The organism is Saccharothrix variisporea (genome assembly GCF_003634995.1).
In the GTDB taxonomy this organism is placed as follows: Bacteria; Actinomycetota; Actinomycetes; order Mycobacteriales; family Pseudonocardiaceae; genus Actinosynnema; species Actinosynnema variisporeum.
The window spans coordinates 6,430,018-6,445,960 of sequence record NZ_RBXR01000001.1 but is presented as its reverse complement, the minus strand read 5'-3'; the positions used below and the strand labels follow the sequence as shown (position 1 = coordinate 6,445,960).

The window sequence follows — 15,943 nt, the reverse complement described above, 5'->3', positions numbered from 1 at the left end:
GGTCAGCTGCTCGCGTACTGGATCGCGGCGGCCAGGAGGGAGCACGGGTTGGCTCCACCGTCGATGCCGCTGTTGACGACCAGGGAGGCCTCGACGTTGTCGGTGAACTTGCCGTGGCAGGTCACCACGCGGCCGAGGGTGTTGTTGTAGTCACCGCCGTGGGCGCGGGTGCCGTTGGCCACGTAGGTCCAGCCCAGACCCTTCGCGCCGGTCTCGACGGTGTCCATCCACAGGCGCACCTGCTGCGAGACGATCGTGCCGTGCCGCAGGTAGACCTGCCAGCGGACCAGGTCGATCGCCGACATCCGCAGGCCGCGGTAGCTCGCGCAGGCCTCGTAGGCCACACCGGACATCTCCAGCAGGTTGCCGGTCTGCGAGGTGCGGGTCATGTGGCCGAGCGCGTCGTTCTGCGGGTCGGCGGACAGGCAGTCCACCGCGGCGATCCCGGCCGGCTTGAACAGGTAGCGGTTGATGTAGGCCAGCGACCACGGCGCACCACCGGGCTGGATCCACTGCGGCACACCCACGCTCGGGTCCGTCTCGGTCAAGTACCACAGCCGGGTGAGGACGACCCGTGCGACGGCGTAGTTCTCGTTCTCGTAGTCGTAGGCCTGGCCCGTGCCCACGGGGGCGACGGACATGGCGTACTTGATGCCGTCGTAGCGGGCGTTCATCTTGTCCTGCTCGGACTTGGGCTGGCTGCCGATGAACTGGCCGAGCCCCGAGGTGTGGCCGAGGATGTCCTTGATCTTCACGCTCTGCCACCCCGCGGTCGCGGTGGAGCGCATGTCCGGCGGCAGGTACGGCCAGATCAGCGCGTCCGGCGTGAGCCCCGCCGCCTCCGTCACCTTCAACAACGCCGCCGCCACCACGTTCTTGGTCGCGCTGGCGATCTCGATCCGGCTGTTCGGGGTGAACGACGTGCCCTTGTCCACCCGAGCGGTGCCGTCCGAGCCCTTCTGCGCCAGCAGGCCGTCCTCGGCGATCGCGAACGCGTAGCCCATGGCCTTGCCGTTCAGCGACGAGTGCAGGTACTGCGCGGCCTTGGCGGTGTCCACCTCCGCCAACGTCGAAGGCGCCCCCAGGTCCGCCTGCGCCGACCCCGCCCCCACGGCCAACAACGCGGCAACCGCCCCCGCGACCAAGCTTCCCCTCTTGATCCTCATCACTGTCTCCCCTTGTTCCGCCGCCGGCCCCTCCGGCGGCGATGGGACAACTCTCGCGGCCGAGCCCACCCCGAGGCATGAGGGAGACACCCTCAAAGAACGAGGGCCGGAACTTGGGGGTGAACTTGGGGGGTCGAACCATGTATCTCCACGGCCCCCGCGGCATCCGCTTTCGAACGACTACCGGTCGTGGGTGGTGAGGCCGTGGCCGTAGGGGAACAGGGGGTCGTAGTCGCGATCGCCGACGTTGACCGGTTCCTGCTGCTCGGTGCGCGGCCAGCTCACCGGGAGCTGCCCGGTGTAGGGCGCGGAGCCGAACAGGGGATCGGCCACGCCGGCGCCTTCACCCCCGGGCAGCCAGGACATGACGAAGGCGTCGATCTCGGGCAGTTCGTCGGTGATGACCTGCGGCCGTCCGGCGACGTCCAGGACCACGCAGACCTCGATCGTGCCGCACACCTTGTGGATGGTGGCCCGATCGGCGGTGGAGAGACCGAGCGTGCGGTCGTGGGTGCCCACGTCGCCGAAGAACTCGGCGTAGGGGGTCTCCCCGATGACGACGACACCGACGTCCGCACCGGTCATGGGCGCGGAGGCGTCCGCGCTGTAGGTCACCTGTGCGGCGTGCTGACGGATGCCGTCCACGATCGTGGTCCCGGGGAAGGCGGTGTTGCCCGACTGCCCCTGCCAGGTCACGGTCCAGCCGCCGGCCTGGTTGCCGAGGTCGTCGGCGTTGACGCCCGCGACGTAGACGTGTCGGTTCCGGTCCAACGGCAGGACCTGGTGGTCGTTCTTGAGCAGCACCTGCGACCGCGCGACGGCACGGCGGGCCACGGCGCGGTGTGCGGCCGAGCCGATGGTGTCGATGTGGGTGCGGTCGGTGTAGGGGTGTTCGAACAGGCCGAGCCGGAACTTCGCGGTCAGGATGCGGCTCACGGCGTCGTCGATGCGGGTCGTCGGCACTCGCCCGGCCTCGACCTCGGCGATGAGCGTTTGCGCGAACTCGGGCGCGGTGGACGGTTCCATGACCATGTCCATGCCGGCGTTGACCGCGGTGCGCACCTGCTCGGGGTAGTCGCCCGGCAGGTCGTGGATGGCCTCCCAGTCGCTGATCAGGAAGCCGTCGAAGCCGATCTTCTCCTTGAGCACGCCGGTGAGCAGTTCGCCGCTGCCGCTGATCCGGGTCGGTGCGCTGCCGGGCCTGTCGGTCCACTGGACGCTGGAGAACGACGGCATGATGCTGCCGATGCGGTGCCGTTCGACGGCGGTGGCGTAGGGCGCCAGGTCCACCTGCTCGAAGTGCTCCCAGTCGGTGATCGTGACACCGCGGTCGAGCGTGCCCACGGTGGAGGTGCCGTAGGTCGTGTCGCCATCACCCGCGAAGTGCTTGGCCGTGGCCAGAACGCGGTCCGGTCCCGCGAGGTCCTGAGGTGTCGTGCCCTGGAGTCCGTCGATGACGGTTTCCATCCGCTGCACCAACTCGGCGGTCTCGCCGAAGCTTTCGTAGGTGCGGCCCCAGCGTTCGTCCCGGGTGACGCACAGACAGGGCGCGAAGACCCACTGCGGCCCGGCGGCCCTGGTCTCGGTCGCGGTGATGTGCCCGATCTCGCGCGCGAGGTCGGGGTCACGGGTGGCGCCGAGGGCGATGTTGTGCGGGAAGATCGTGGCGCCGACGAGGTTGTTGTTGCCGTGCACGGAGTCGACGCCGTAGAGCAACGGGATCCGCAGCCGCGTCGCGAGCGCCCGTTCCTGGTACCGATCGACCATGTCGGCCCAGCCCTGCGGGGTGTTCGAGGCAGGCCCCGAGCCGCCGCCGGACAACACGGACCCAAGTCCGAGCCTGGTGATCAGCTCGGGATCGCCGTCCACCGCGCTGCGCTCGGCCTGAGTCATCTGCCCGACCTTCTCGGCCAACGTCATGCGTCCCAGCAGATCGGCGACACGCTGTGCCACCGGCCGGTGCGGATCGAGGTAGTCGGGCGAGCCCTCAGGCGGCCAGGCCGAGGCGGAGGACAACGCGGCAACTGCCAGGACCAACACGGCAAGTGCGACCCTGACTCGTACTCGTGACAAGGACTTCCCCTCACTTCTGGGAGCGCTCCCAGCACAGAGATCACCATTGTCCGCGCCTGGCTGGAACTTTGACACGCATTTGGCACAAATGGCCGCAGACGTCCGCTTCTGCGGGACGAGCGGTCGTTGGAGGGGATGTTGACTCTCCGATCGGGCGAGACGGCACAGTGGCCATGTGGGTGACGCGGAGCTGATGACGATCGGGCGGTTCGCCCGGCTGACGGGGTTGTCGATCCACACGCTGCGCCACTACGACGACGTCAGCCTGCTGGTCCCAGCCCACACCGACCCGCAGACCGGCTACCGCCGTTACGGGCGCGACCAGATCCGGCTCGCCCACCTGATCCGTGAACTGCGCTGGATCGACCTGCCCATCGAGGAGATCCGACAGGTACTGGCCGAAACCGGTCAGGCGGGTCCGGTGCTGGCCGACCACCGCCAGCGACTGCTGCGCACCCGTGGTCTGCTCACCGCCCAGATCGACAACGTAGATCGCCTCCTGGAGGAAGGGTTCACCATGTCCGCTCCCCTGTCGGGGTGCCGGCCGGTCCAAATCACCATTGCCGTGGATGACCTCGCCAAGTCGATCGCGTTCTACCAGCAGCGTTCGACCTGCGTTACGAGGTGATCCGCCGCACCGACGACACGGAACACTCGACGTTCATGTTCGGCGAGTACGGCCGAGACGGCTTCTTCCGACTCCACCTGAGCGCCGACACCATCGACACCGACCGGCCAGGCCCCACGACCTTTGGCCTCCTCGTCGACGACCTGGACGTTCGACACTCGCGCGCCCTGGCCGCCGGAGCCACCTAGGTCGTCGCCCCACGAGACCGCCAGGGCATGCCCCGCAGCGCGGCCGTCAGAGACCCAAGGGCAACTGGATCTGGCTCTACCAGGGCTGACAAGCCAACCACACCCCTATGTCGCGATTTGGGCGGGTCGTGCACGCAGCAGGCGGCAGAAAGCGCCGGTTAAGGGCCGCCATCGAAAATCGGCTGGTTGGCACTCACACCTTGTAGGTGTCTTCGAGGGGGCCAACCGGCGACCGTGGATGTTGCCTGTGTTGTGTGAGCCCCGGCAGGATTCGAACCTGCGCACCCGCCCTCGGAGGGCGGTGCGACTACTGCGCCGAGCACTCTACCAGCATAAACAGCAAAGTGATCTTGCCCTTAGGGGCTACTTTGGCCCGTATTTGGCCCAGGTCGGCGTCGTACCGACTGTTGGGTACCGGCGAGTCAAGCACCAGCGGCTATAACAGTTGGGGTGCAGGGCGGCGTGGTAACCATCGCTTGCTCTGCTCCGAGGGTAAGACATCAACTGCGGCTCGCGCGCCACTCTGCGACCGTCTCAGTGCTACGTGTAGAGCCCTGCGCAGAGATTGGGCCGCCCCACTGCTGTGAACGCCGGGGTCGAACGCAGGCAAGCGTGTAAAGCTAAGGAGGACCCTTCAACCCTCCTGCTGTTACAGCGTTCCGGGGTCAGCATGGCGAAGCGGGTCAGGTGGGACAGTGATTCTGTGGGCCGTCTTCACTCAGGACCGCTGGTCAGGGATGTGGCGAGACACCTGGGACAGGGTCCACCTCGGGAAGGCGACTGCTGCCGCTTTGTGGGACAAGCAACAAGCGCGATGGACTTTCACTCGCCTGTACCACGTCTGACCAGCGCTTACAGCTCTCGGTACAGACACATCCGGTGCACACTCGGCACCGACACCCGCCGGAACCCCTGTTCGATGCAAGCCGCGCGGACTGACAGGCACCCTTAGGAAACGCGGCCGCAGCGACCACCGATGATTCGGACATGCCCAAGGACCGTGCCGCTCCCCCGCGGTTACCCCACCCCGCGCCCGACGAACAGCCCAATGGTCCCGCGCCCATGCCGCTACCGACTTCAGCCACGGCGCGCACACCGCTAGAGCCCATGCCGCGCATGGTGATAGACCGTGGCGACCCTGACCGCCGTAGTGATGGTCGACCTGCTGGTGCTCTGTGTTGGGCAGTCACCTTGGAACTGCCCGTTGCGACTCCCGCCGCAGCATCGTTGCAAGAAAGACCTGACAGGTGGCGTACCCCGTATTGAACTTGCCGACCTCTTCATCCGCCGCGAGCATACCGACTCCCTACAAAACGAAGATTGTCGGGAGAGGTGATCATAGAGTCGCGCCTCAATCCAGCATGACTCAACCCGTTATCTTCGAGCCCGTGAGTTCCGATGTGCGGAGTCAGCCTTCCGGTTAGGCCATACGAGTCAACGGCTTGCTTGCAGTGCCTGTAGGTGGTAGTTACGACCGTGGCCGACCCTGGCGGACCTCGTCCGCGCCAGATGGAGGTGTCGCATTCCGTCACCGTGGGCTAGGAAGGGGTTCGAATGATGGACCGCCGGCGTTATGAGATCGACGATATTGCTCAGGCATTTGCAGTAGGTCGGGAAGATGTTAGACACCTAGGAACAGGCGCGTTTGGTGAGACTTGGTGGGTACGCCATAGAGATGGCACTGAAACTGCATGTAAGATCATTTTCAAAGACGGCTATTCAGCCCAGCGTCTTGAGCGCGAAATAGCTGGCCTGTCGCGAGTTTCAAGCCCTCGAGTTGTGCGACTTTATCGTCGGAACGAGCTTGAGGTGGGCGGAAAGTCACGTCCAGTTTTGCAGTTCGAGTATGTCCATGGCGGGGATCTTGCTCACTTCATCCAAGTCGGTCAAAGGCCGAACCGTGATGAGATCGTAGCTTTGCTGCGCGGCCTGCTTGAAGGTGTCCAGGCGCTACACGAAGGAGAAGTGGTCCACCGAGACATCAAACCTCATAACATTGCTCTCCGCGATGGGTCGTTTTCTGAGCCGGTCATCCTGGACCTGGGCTTGGCTCGCCCGCTAGACGCCTCCACGATGACTCGTTATCCCGGCTTTATCGGCACCCTTCCTTATATGGCCCCGGAGCAGTTACGTGGCGAAAAAGCTCGGTTGGCTGCCGACTTGTATGCGGTAGGAATTGTAGTAGTCGAAGCATTCACCGGTAGGCATCCATATATAGCCCCTGATGACACTTTCGACGACATTGAGCACGCTGCCGAACAGTTAGCTGCACGTCAAGAACGTCTAAAAATTGGTTTTCCATCAGAGGTGCCCGATTCACTAGTAGCTGTGCTTGAGAAGCTTACCTCACCTAAGCCGCATCAACGAAGTGTTCCTTCTCGTCTGCTAAAAAGATTGAACGAAGTCGCATGAGGGGATTAGAGTGACCGACCCGAGTTTACCTTGGTGGGCGCAATCGTCAATGTCCAGCGAATCGGACTTGTCAAATGAGGAGGTGGTGGAGGACTCGGATCCGTGGAGTGATCTCGCGGATCTGGACGAAGAGGATCTAATTGCGACGCTAGACTGGCGAGAAAGTGAAGTAGAAGAGGGTGGACAAAATATACCGGCTCCAGACTACGGCCATAATGGCAGTGAACCGGTACTGATTGTGCATCGACCACATGGTAACAGCGCGTGGATTCCGCCGTTGCTTCGTGCGCTCAAACGTGCTGAAGGTAATGACGTTGCACTCGGCTCCGTAGCCTCATTAACCCGGCTGAACCCTGCGGATCGGAGCAGGTATCTTGACAGCTGTGACGCTGCGGTCGTCCGGATCGCTGATCCGATGGCATTCGTTTTCTTCGATCAAGTTCCCGGGCGCCGTTCTCTATCAGCTCGGTCGCAAAGGTGGGAGTTCCAACAGCACATACCGGGCGCTTCTCAAAGTGAAGTGGCTGGATGGGTGAACTCAGTCGTTGAAGCACAACGCATAGCAGGCGCCAATATGTTCTTGACTCCTGGGAGGTGGATGCCTTCTGTGGATCCCTCCGCAGAACTCGACATGGCATTTTCTCATGCTGATTATGTCGCCCAGGTGTTGAACTCCGATGAGAATATGGCTGTCAACTTCACACTAGCTCGCGACTGGTTGGCGCAGGAATCATTGCGAGACAAGCTGCTGCAGTGGGTAGTTGAATCTGAGTACAGCACTTTTTATGTTCGAGTGCTGTGGTCGATGCTCGGAACCACCCACGGGCATCCACTGGACCTCGAACTACTGGAAGGTTATCGTGAACTATGTCAAACCGCGCAGGAGGAAGGTGTAAGGATTTTTCTTCCTGAAAGCGATCTGACTGGATGGATGACGTTAGCATGGGGTTCTGCAGGCTTCGGTACCGGTGTGAGTAGTGGTGATAGAGCCTTTTCTCAGCAACGTCCGTCCGGGCCGGCTGCAACTCCAAAGCCGCGGTATCTGGAGACGCAACTACTTCATACTATTCTGCAAACGGAACATCAGCAGTTGAAAATGCTGCCGGAACACGTCGACTGTTCCTGCGTCTACTGTTCGAAGAGCAACTCTGGAACACCTTGGAAATCAATTCAAGCTCAGCACCACGTATCTGTGCTGGCGAAACTCGCGGCCAACGTATATAGGGCGAGCAAGGCTTCCATCAACCCTGCCAGCCATGTCTTATCGGTGATACAAGACGCCATCAACTTTGCCGACATCTCAGCAAAAAGAGTGATCTACAGTTCGGAGTCTCGCCCGGTGCATTTGCCGATTTGGCTTAAGTCTCTGATGTAATCCAACTCAGGAGAGGGATCTAGGGTCGACTCCAGTAGATGTTGTATGCGTCTTACCGAACACCGGCAATATGGGTCCTGAAACCTTGCCCGAGTCAATCAGGAGGAATGCTGCCTCAGCGGCTCGTAGTCTCTCAAATTTGCGCAAACGGTCGCCAGGTGAGGGCGCATTCTTAATTTTTTTGACACGGAGAGTCGACGGTTCTACTTGAATCAATCCAACTCGAGTTGTCGCTATTAGTTCGGGATGTAGCAATGCACGCTGTGCGGTTGCCGATTCAAGCGCGAGATAGGTGCGATCGGCAAAAGTGGTGTAGCGTAGGGCTTGCTGCGCTGCGCGTCGCCAATCGGTGCGTTTTACCTCAATAGCAACGAGGGCGCATATGGCGGTTCGATAGCGCCAAGTTGGGCGATAGATATGCCCCGATAGTCGCTCAACGTGACCAGCGGCAGTAAGGCGCGCTAGCGGACCTCTGCGTAAGCCTTCGACGCTCATGCCTGCCCGGACTGCTATCTCACGAGCTCGGTAACCGTCATGTCTCGAATGCTGCAGGATCATGAACAGCGTTAGCTCATGATGATCGGTTATAGGGCTAGCGCCAAGGGCGCGACGTTCCTCGACAACTTCTTGATCGACGGCAACATGGACGACATCAGCAATACCGTACGGGACAACGGATAGTTCGAACAGCGTGGCCCAAGCAATGTCATGCTTCGTGCGCGTGAATTCTGCGATTACCTCGTCGCGTGCGTCACGCAGCGGTGCAAGCATGTCCGCTTCTCGTACGAATCCGCTGTTTACACGCTGCGATGGAAGACCCCGGTGGCGTACGGTCGTTGTCACGATGAGCACTCTAGTCGATTTGGAAGGTAGTCGTATAGCATTTGCGGACTTTTTCAAGACTTGCCACCCATTTGGATGGTTCTGCACAGGAAGATTAATAAGTGCCAGTAGCTACTCTCACGGATCGGTGTCGGTGGCACGACATGAGGTCTTTGCCAGGTGGGAGAGTTCCGGCCGCACGAACGCTGAGGCGTTGACGGCTGTTTCAGCCGCCCTTTCCACCACCGACCGGGGTAAGCCGGACGACAAGCTCATGCGAGCCGCGCCGGGCCGATGGGCGCTCAACACCAACCGCCGCAACGACCCGGACCAACCGGCGAAGATCGCCGCGGCGCTGCGATGGATCGAGCGGCACACCTCTTCACCGGACACAGCCGGACAGACGAGTAAGGCCTTTGACCGCGTTCGCGCTGGTCAAGGGCCTTTTCGTACTGCTCACACTGAGTGCCCCCGGCAGGATTCGAACCTGCGCACCCGCCTCCGGAGGGCGGTGCTCTATCCCCTGAGCTACGGGGGCCGTAGCTACGGGTGGAAGCTTAGCAGGGGTTTGGGAGTGGGTTTGCACCCCCTCCCCCTGGGTGCGGGCCGGCTCCGGTTGCACTCATGCGCATGTGACTATATGTTCCGTTCCATGGGTCACGGGCACGGGCACGGGGCGGTGAGTGCTGGGGCGCAGCACCTTGGGAGGTTGTGGGTCGCGTTTGGTGTCGGCGCGGCGTTCATGGTGGTCGAGTTCGGTGTTGGCATCGCCACGCAATCGCTTGCGCTGATCTCCGATGCCGCCCACATGCTCACCGACGTCCTGGGTGTCGGGATGGCACTGGCGGCGATCCTGCTCGCCCGGCGGGCGAAGGTGGCCGGCAGTCGCACGTTCGGGATGTACCGGGCTGAGGTGTTGGCGGCGTTGGCCAACGCTGTGTTGCTGTTCGGGGTCGCCGGGTACGTGGTGGTCGAGGCCGTCGGGCGGTTCGGGGACCCGCCGGAGGTGCCCGGGTTGCCGGTGGTGCTTGCGGCGGCTGCCGGGTTGGCGGCGAACCTCGTCTCGTTCTTCATGCTGCGTGACGGCGCCAAGGACAGCATCAACGTGAGGGGCGCCTACCTGGAGGTGTTGGCCGACCTCATCGGGTCGGTCGGGGTGCTCGTCAGTGGCGCGGTGACCCTCCTCTTCGGGTGGCGGTACGCGGACCCGATCATGGGTGTCGCGATCGGGCTCTTCGTGCTCCCCCGGACGTGGAAGCTGGCCGCGGGGGCGCTGCGGATCCTGTTCCAGCACGCGCCCGAACGGGTCGACGTCGCCGCCATGCAGACCGACCTGGGGGGCCTCCCCGGTGTCGAGGAGGCCCACGACCTGCACGTCTGGACGCTCACCTCCGGCATGGAGGTCGCCTCCGCCCACCTCACGACCTGCCGCGACGCCGACCCGACCCAGGTGCTCCAGGCCGCCCAGGCGCTGCTGGCCGACCGGTACCACATCGAGCACGCCACGCTCCAGGTCGAACCAGGAGACTCCGCGCAGCGGTGCCGCGAAATCTCCTGGTGATCAACCGCCTAGAACGCGGAGCACTGGCCGGACTTCGGGCCTCGTACGTCGTTCGGCCAGCCGTTGTCGACCGGGGGCGGGGTGCTGGTCCCGCAGGACAGCGGTCCGCCGACGGTGTTGCCGGCGACCACCGTGCCGCCGCGGTTGCCGACCAGGTTGACCGGGCCGCCGACCGACGTCCGCTCCAGTGACACCTCACCGGTAGCGCCGGTCACGCTCACCGGGCCGCCCACCGTGGCCTCCACCAGCACCACGGAAGCCGCCCCGGACGCCGTCAGCGGACCTTCCAACCGACCGCCGAACACGTACAGCGACGCACCCGCGGCCACCGTCACCGGGCCGGTGACCGAACCGCCGTCGACGCACACCGCACCCTCGACCCGCAGCGGCCCGGCGTGCTCGCCGGTGATCGTGGACGTGCAGGTAACGAACGGCTTGGCCAGCAGCTCGACCTCGGCGACCGTCACCGCGCCCGGGAACTCGAGCCGGTAGTACTGGTAGTGCCCGGCCCGAGCGATCTTGAACGCCCGCGTCTGCTGCCGGTGGGCGAACACCACCCCAGTGCGCTCGTCCACCGTGGACCAGGACTTGCCGTCGTACGAGCCCTTCAGCACCCACGACGACGGGTCGCCGGAGCCCTTGCCCGACGTCAGCGTGTAGAACTCGACCTTCTCCTTCTTGTCCTTCAGGTCCACCTGCAACCACGACAGGCTGCCGGAGGTCTGGGACGTGTTGTCCAGGACCGAAGCCGGAGCACCGGACACGGAACCAAGGGAAGTGACGTCCCGCAGGGGCTTGGGCGGCTCGTTCCCGCTGGTCAGCGACGGCGGCGCGGCGTCCGCCCCGGTGGCCCACGACGACGGCGAGGCGCCCATCTCGAAGTCCAGCGTGCCGCCGGCAGCGATGGCCGAGTGCGGCAGGTAAGCCTTGTCCCACGCCTTCCCGTTGACCTTCAACGACTGCACGTAGATGTTGCGCGCGCTGTTCGCCGGCGCGTTCACCACCAGCGTGGAGCCGTTCTCCAGGTGCACGGTCGCCTTCTTGAACAGCGGCGAGCCGATGGCGTACGTGGAGTTGCCCATCTGCAACGGGTAGAAGCCCAGCGCGCTGAACAGCCACCACGCCGACTGCTCGCCGTTGTCCTCGTCACCCGGGTAGCCCTGCCCGATCTCGCTGCCGAGGTAGAGCCGCGACAGGATCTCGCGCACCTTCTCCTGCGTCTTCCACGGCTGCCCTGCGTAGTCGTACATGTAGGTGATGTGGTGGGACACCTGGTTGCTGTGCCCCAGCTGCCCCATCCGCACGTCCCGCGCCTCGGTCATCTCGTGGATGACGCCGCCGTACGAGCCGGGGAACTTCGCGGTCTCGGGCGTGGCGAAGAACTCGTCCAGCTTCGACGCCAGCCCGGCCCGACCGCCGTACAGGTTCGCCAGGCCCTGGCCGTCGTGCGGCACCGAGAACGCCATGTTCCAGCCGTCGGTCTCGGTGTAGTCGTGGCCCCACTCGCGCGGGTCGTACTCCGAGGCCGGGGCACGCCAGGTGCCGTCGGGGTTGCGGCCCTGGAAGAAGCCGGTGTTCGGGTCGAACATGTGGACGTAGTTCTGCGCGCGGTTGGCGAAGTACTCGCTCTGCGCCAGGTACTCCGCGTCACCGGTCTGCTGGTACAGCTCACGCGCCATGTTCGCGATGCCGTAGTCGTTGACGTAACCCTCGATCGCCCACGACATGCCCTCGCCGGTCGCGGTGGACGTGTAGCCGGTGAAGATCGAGGTGTCCAAGCCCTTGCGGCCCACGCCCGCGTTCGGCGGCGCGACGGTCGCGTTCTTCACCGCCGCCTCGAAGGCCGCCTTGGCGTCGAAGTCCTTGACGCCCTTGACGAAGGCGTCCGCGAAGGCCACGTCCGAGCTGGTGCCGGTCATCAGGTTGGCGTACCCGGGCGAGGACCAGCGGGAGATCCAGCCGCCGTCCCGGTACTGCTGCACGAACCCGTCCGCCAGCTCGCCGGCCTTGCGCGGTGTGAACAGGCTGTAGGCGGGCCAGGTGGTGCGGTAGGTGTCCCAGAACCCGTTGTTGACGTAGATCTTGCCGTCCACGACCTTCGCGCCGGTCTTCGTCGGCGTCGACGGGCCGGCCGACTGCACCGGGGAGGCGTACTGGTACTTCGGTTCCGAAGCCGTGCCGACGTTCTCGAAGCCCGAGTTCGGGTACAGGTACAGCCGGTACAGGTTGGAGTACAGCGTGGTGAGCTGGTCCTCGGTCGCCCCCTCGACCTCGATCATGCCCAGCACCTTGTCCCACGCCTGCTGGGCACGGTCGCGCACCGACTCGAACGTGTCCGAAGTGGACACCTCCAGCTCCAGGTTGCGCCGCGCCTGCTCGACGCCCAGCAACGACGTGGCGATGCGCAGCTCGACGGCCTTGTCCGACGACGTGTCGAACTGGAGGTAGCCGGCCACGTTGTCCCGGCCGACGCCGGTCAACCGCCCGCTGCCCGTCACCGGCCGGTTCACCTTGCCGTACACGAACAACCTGGTAGCACCGGTCGACAGGCCGCTCTTGACGTCCGAGAACCCCGTCACCACTCCGGAAGCGGCGTCCAGCGTCAGCCCACCGCTGTTGTTGACGTTGTCGAACACCAGGTTCGAGCTGTCGCCGGTGAAGGTGAAGCGGAACACAGCGGCGTGGTCGGTCGGCGCGATCTCCGCGCGCATCCCGTTCTCGAACTTCACGCCGTAGTAGTGGGCTTGCGCGGTTTCGTTCTCGTGCCTGAACGGCAGCGCGCGCATCGCCCGGTCGGCGGTGGGCGTGCCGGTGGACGGCATCACCTGGAACGTCTGCCGGTCACCCATCCACGGGCTGGGCTCGTGGCTCGCGGTGAACGCTTGGAGCGTCGGCAGGTTGTCCCGGTTGTTGGCCTTGGCGTACTCGTACAGCCAGCTGATCGAGCCGGCGTTGGTCATCGGCGACCAGAAGTTGAACCCGTGCGGCACGGCCGTGGCCGGGAAGTTGTTGCCGCGAGAGAAGCTGCCGCTGGAGTTGGTGCCACGGGTGGTCAGGACGTGGTCGGTCGGGCGCGGCTTGGCGACGGTCGCGGGCGCGGACTTCACGGCGATGTCGTCGAACCAGCCGCTGAAGGACGCCGGTCCGCGCGGGTTGTCGTACGCCACGAGGACGCGCTTGATCGTCTTGCCCGCCGCGACGGACCCGATCACCGACGCGACCCGGTTCCACTGGTTGGTGTACAACGACTTCGCCGCGCCCTGGCCGCGCGGGGACAGCTCGAACCCGTGCTGGTCGCGCGCCCCGAGGTCGGACAGGTAGGTGCCGTCCGAGAAGGCGAGGTCGATCGCCGCGTACGTGCTCGGGTAGTTCAGGTCGTCGGTGATGAACGACGGGAACACCAGGTAGGACAGCTCGGTGGTCTCCGTGACGGAGATGTCGACCTCGAAGACCTTGTTGTACGAGTAGCCCCGACCCTCCGCAACGTGCGTTCCCTGGTACCGCAACGCCTTCACGCCGGTGAAGCCCATGCCCGCCTTCGCGTTGTACCCGCCGTTGGCGCCCTTGCCGACGGTGGTGCGCATGTTCTGCGCGGGCGGGGTGGTGGAGCCGTCGCTGAACTGGACCTCGGCGAGCTGGATCAGGCCGACGCCGCCGTAGTTCGCGCTGATGTCGAGTTGGTAGAGGCGGAACGCCGTCGTGTTGGCGGTGTCGTAGGTCTTGGTCTGGAAGCGCTCGGTGAACGCCTCGCCGGCGCGGGTGTCCAGCGCCGTCCACGTCGTGCCGTCGTTGGAGCCGCGCAGGGTCCAGTCGCGCGGGTCGCGCTCGGGGGCGTCGTTGGCGGAGGTCAGCGCGTACCGCTGGACCGCCACCGGTTCGGCGAAGGTGAAGCGGACCCAGCCGGTGCGGGTGAAGGTCAGCCACTTGGACGCGGTGTTGCCGTCGACGAGGTTCTCCTTGACCTCACCGGCTTCCACGTACTCGGAGTTGGCGGCGACGTCGACGATCCGGTCGGTGACGTTGCCGGGGATGCCGGTCGAGTCGGAACCGTTGACGCCGGCGGTCTTCGGGGTGCCGTCGGGGCCCGTCTCCACGGTGCTCGCCCACTTGGGCTGCGGCTGCCCGTCCTCGAACGACGTGGCGAACAGGGTCTCGCTCACGGCTGGCTCCCCCGGTGCGGCGGTCGCGTGCGACCAGCCTCCCACGGACCCCGCGGCCAGCGCAGCGGTCAACAGGATGACCAGGGATCTCCGACTTCGCATGTGCCTCATCGCGCACGCCTCTCGCCTTGGTGCCGGCCGAACTCGCCGGTCAGGGAATCGGGCCGCTGACATCGTTGTCAAGGTTGATCGCCCGGCTTGTCCACAAGCCTGTCCGGTTGTTGCTCCACCCGATCTAGACTCACTCGCTGTGACGGTCCGGAAGTCCCCCCAGGTGGGCACCCCCGCGGGCATGCGCGTGCTGAACCAGCGGGCGGTGCTGGACCGGTTGCGGCGCGGCGGCCCGGCGACCCGGCCGCAGATCGCGAAGGACACCGGACTGTCCAAACCGACCGTGGGCCAGGCGTTGCTGGACCTGGAGCAGCACCGGCTGGTGCGCCCCATCGGCCGCACGACGGCCGGGCCGGGGCGGTCGGCGATGGTGTACGAGGTGAACCCGGCGGCCGGGCACGTGCTGGGCGTGGACATCGGGCGGCAGCGCATCCGGGTGGCCGTGGCGGACCTGGCGGGGTCGGTGATCGCGCGGGTCGACGAGCGCAACCGGTGCCGGACGGCGGGCGCCCTGGTGCGGACGGTGCGGGACCTGGCGGTGCGGACGGTGTCCGACGCGGGGTTGTCGCTGTCCGACCTGGTGGTGAAGGTCGTGGGGACGCCCGGTGTGCCGCGCGACCGGACCCTGCACCACGCGCCGAACCTGCCCGGGTGGGAGCGGCCGGGGCTGCTGGACGAGCTGGAGACCTCGCTCGGGCCGGACCTGGTGGTGGAGAACGACGCGAACCTGGCGGCGGTCGGCGAGCACACGTACGGCGCCGGGCGCGGCGTCGACGTGTTCGTGTGCGTGACGGTCGGGACCGGGATCGGCATGGGGATCGTGGTGGACGGCCGGTTGTTCCGCGGGGCGCACGGTGCCGCCGGGGAGGTCGGGTACCTGCCGTATCCGTCCGATGTGGACAGCACGCGCGGGCGGCTGGAGTCGGCCGTGGCGGCGGAGTCGGTGGTGGCTTCGGCGCGGTGCCAGGGGTTGGGCGGGGTGAAGTCGGCTCGGGACGTGTTCGCGTTGGCGCGGGGTGGTGACACGCGGGCGTTGGACGTGGTGCGGGACGAGGCCGAGCGGCTGGCGTTCGTGGTGGCGTCCGTGGCGGCGGTGATCGACCCGGAGCTGGTGGTGCTGGGTGGTGGGATCGGCGGCAACGCGGAGCTGCTCGGGCCACCGCTGGAGGCGGCGCTGGCGCGGTTGACGCCGTTGACCCCGCGGATCGTGGCCGGCGAGTTGGGCGATGGCGCGGTGTTGAGCGGAGCCGTCGCGATGGGCTTGGCGGCGGCCCGCGATCTTGTGTTCGACCGGCGCGGGACCGTTACTCTCTGAGAGTAGTCGAGTGGCCCTCACCTGGTAATTCACTCAATTGTCGTAGGTGTGAACTCGCCAGTAGTGGCATAGCGTTACCACACCTCCTCCTGGAGGGTGTGTGTCCTTCCGTTGTTGCAAAGGGGAGTCGGA

General features: G+C 65.3%; 11 protein-coding genes and 2 tRNA genes. 7 read left to right on the top strand and 6 right to left on the bottom strand.

The features are described 5' to 3' along the window. Positions 1-2 precede the first annotated feature (2 nt). The gene (locus tag DFJ66_RS29345) at positions 3-1,166 is read right to left on the bottom strand and encodes a serine hydrolase domain-containing protein (RefSeq protein WP_147459391.1); all 1,164 of its coding nucleotides are present in this window, start codon (positions 1,164-1,166) and stop codon (positions 3-5) included. 180 nt (positions 1,167-1,346) lie between these two features. Further along, complete coding sequence (locus DFJ66_RS29340; RefSeq protein WP_121225816.1) at positions 1,347-3,086, bottom strand: glycoside hydrolase family 3 protein; 1,740 nt, start codon at positions 3,084-3,086, stop codon at positions 1,347-1,349. Positions 3,087-3,414: 328 nt separating this feature from the next. Here DFJ66_RS29340 and DFJ66_RS29335 point away from each other — a divergent pair, with 328 nt between their 5' ends. Further along, complete coding sequence (locus DFJ66_RS29335) at positions 3,415-3,867, top strand: MerR family transcriptional regulator (RefSeq protein WP_211351364.1); 453 nt, start codon at positions 3,415-3,417, stop codon at positions 3,865-3,867. Next, a complete protein-coding gene (locus DFJ66_RS29330; RefSeq protein WP_121225814.1) occupies positions 3,864-4,055 on the top strand; it encodes a hypothetical protein in 192 nt (63 codons plus the stop codon). Before DFJ66_RS29335 ends, DFJ66_RS29330 begins: the two co-directional genes overlap by 4 nt. A gap of 259 nt (positions 4,056-4,314) precedes the next feature. On the opposite strand, the gene DFJ66_RS43035 is transcribed toward DFJ66_RS29330, so the two are convergent. Beyond that, positions 4,315-4,372 (bottom strand) — tRNA-Arg (locus DFJ66_RS43035). Between the two features lie 812 nt (positions 4,373-5,184). On the opposite strand from DFJ66_RS43035, the gene DFJ66_RS42270 reads away from it, so the two are divergent. The 3 genes from DFJ66_RS42270 (at position 5,185) to DFJ66_RS42265 (ending at position 7,842) form a co-directional block, all read left to right on the top strand. Further along, entirely contained in the window at positions 5,185-5,391 is a 207-nt protein-coding gene (locus DFJ66_RS42270) for a hypothetical protein (RefSeq protein WP_147459390.1), read from the top strand. Positions 5,392-5,609: 218 nt separating this feature from the next. Beyond that, positions 5,610-6,467, top strand: coding sequence for a serine/threonine-protein kinase (locus DFJ66_RS29325; RefSeq protein WP_121225812.1), 858 nt, complete (start codon positions 5,610-5,612; stop codon positions 6,465-6,467). Positions 6,468-6,477: 10 nt separating this feature from the next. Then, complete coding sequence (locus tag DFJ66_RS42265; RefSeq protein WP_147459389.1) at positions 6,478-7,842, top strand: hypothetical protein; 1,365 nt, start codon at positions 6,478-6,480, stop codon at positions 7,840-7,842. A gap of 6 nt (positions 7,843-7,848) precedes the next feature. On the opposite strand, the gene DFJ66_RS42260 is transcribed toward DFJ66_RS42265, so the two are convergent. Both DFJ66_RS42260 and DFJ66_RS29320 read right to left on the bottom strand, forming a co-directional pair. Continuing rightward, positions 7,849-8,613, bottom strand: coding sequence for a hypothetical protein (locus DFJ66_RS42260; RefSeq protein ID WP_147459388.1), 765 nt, complete (start codon positions 8,611-8,613; stop codon positions 7,849-7,851). 517 nt (positions 8,614-9,130) lie between these two features. Continuing rightward, positions 9,131-9,202, bottom strand: a tRNA-Arg gene (locus DFJ66_RS29320). Positions 9,203-9,316: 114 nt separating this feature from the next. Here DFJ66_RS29320 and DFJ66_RS29315 point away from each other — a divergent pair. After that, positions 9,317-10,225 (top strand): cation diffusion facilitator family transporter, encoded by a 909-nt coding sequence (locus tag DFJ66_RS29315; RefSeq protein ID WP_121231906.1) that lies wholly within the window; start codon positions 9,317-9,319, stop codon positions 10,223-10,225. 8 nt (positions 10,226-10,233) lie between these two features. On the opposite strand, the gene DFJ66_RS29310 is transcribed toward DFJ66_RS29315, so the two are convergent. Further along, a complete protein-coding gene (locus tag DFJ66_RS29310) occupies positions 10,234-14,496 on the bottom strand; it encodes a GH92 family glycosyl hydrolase (RefSeq protein ID WP_121225810.1) in 4,263 nt (1,420 codons plus the stop codon). Between the two features lie 139 nt (positions 14,497-14,635). Here DFJ66_RS29310 and DFJ66_RS29305 point away from each other — a divergent pair, with 139 nt between their 5' ends. Then, the gene (locus DFJ66_RS29305; RefSeq protein WP_246029951.1) at positions 14,636-15,811 is read left to right on the top strand and encodes an ROK family transcriptional regulator; all 1,176 of its coding nucleotides are present in this window, start codon (positions 14,636-14,638) and stop codon (positions 15,809-15,811) included. Positions 15,812-15,943 lie beyond the last annotated feature (132 nt).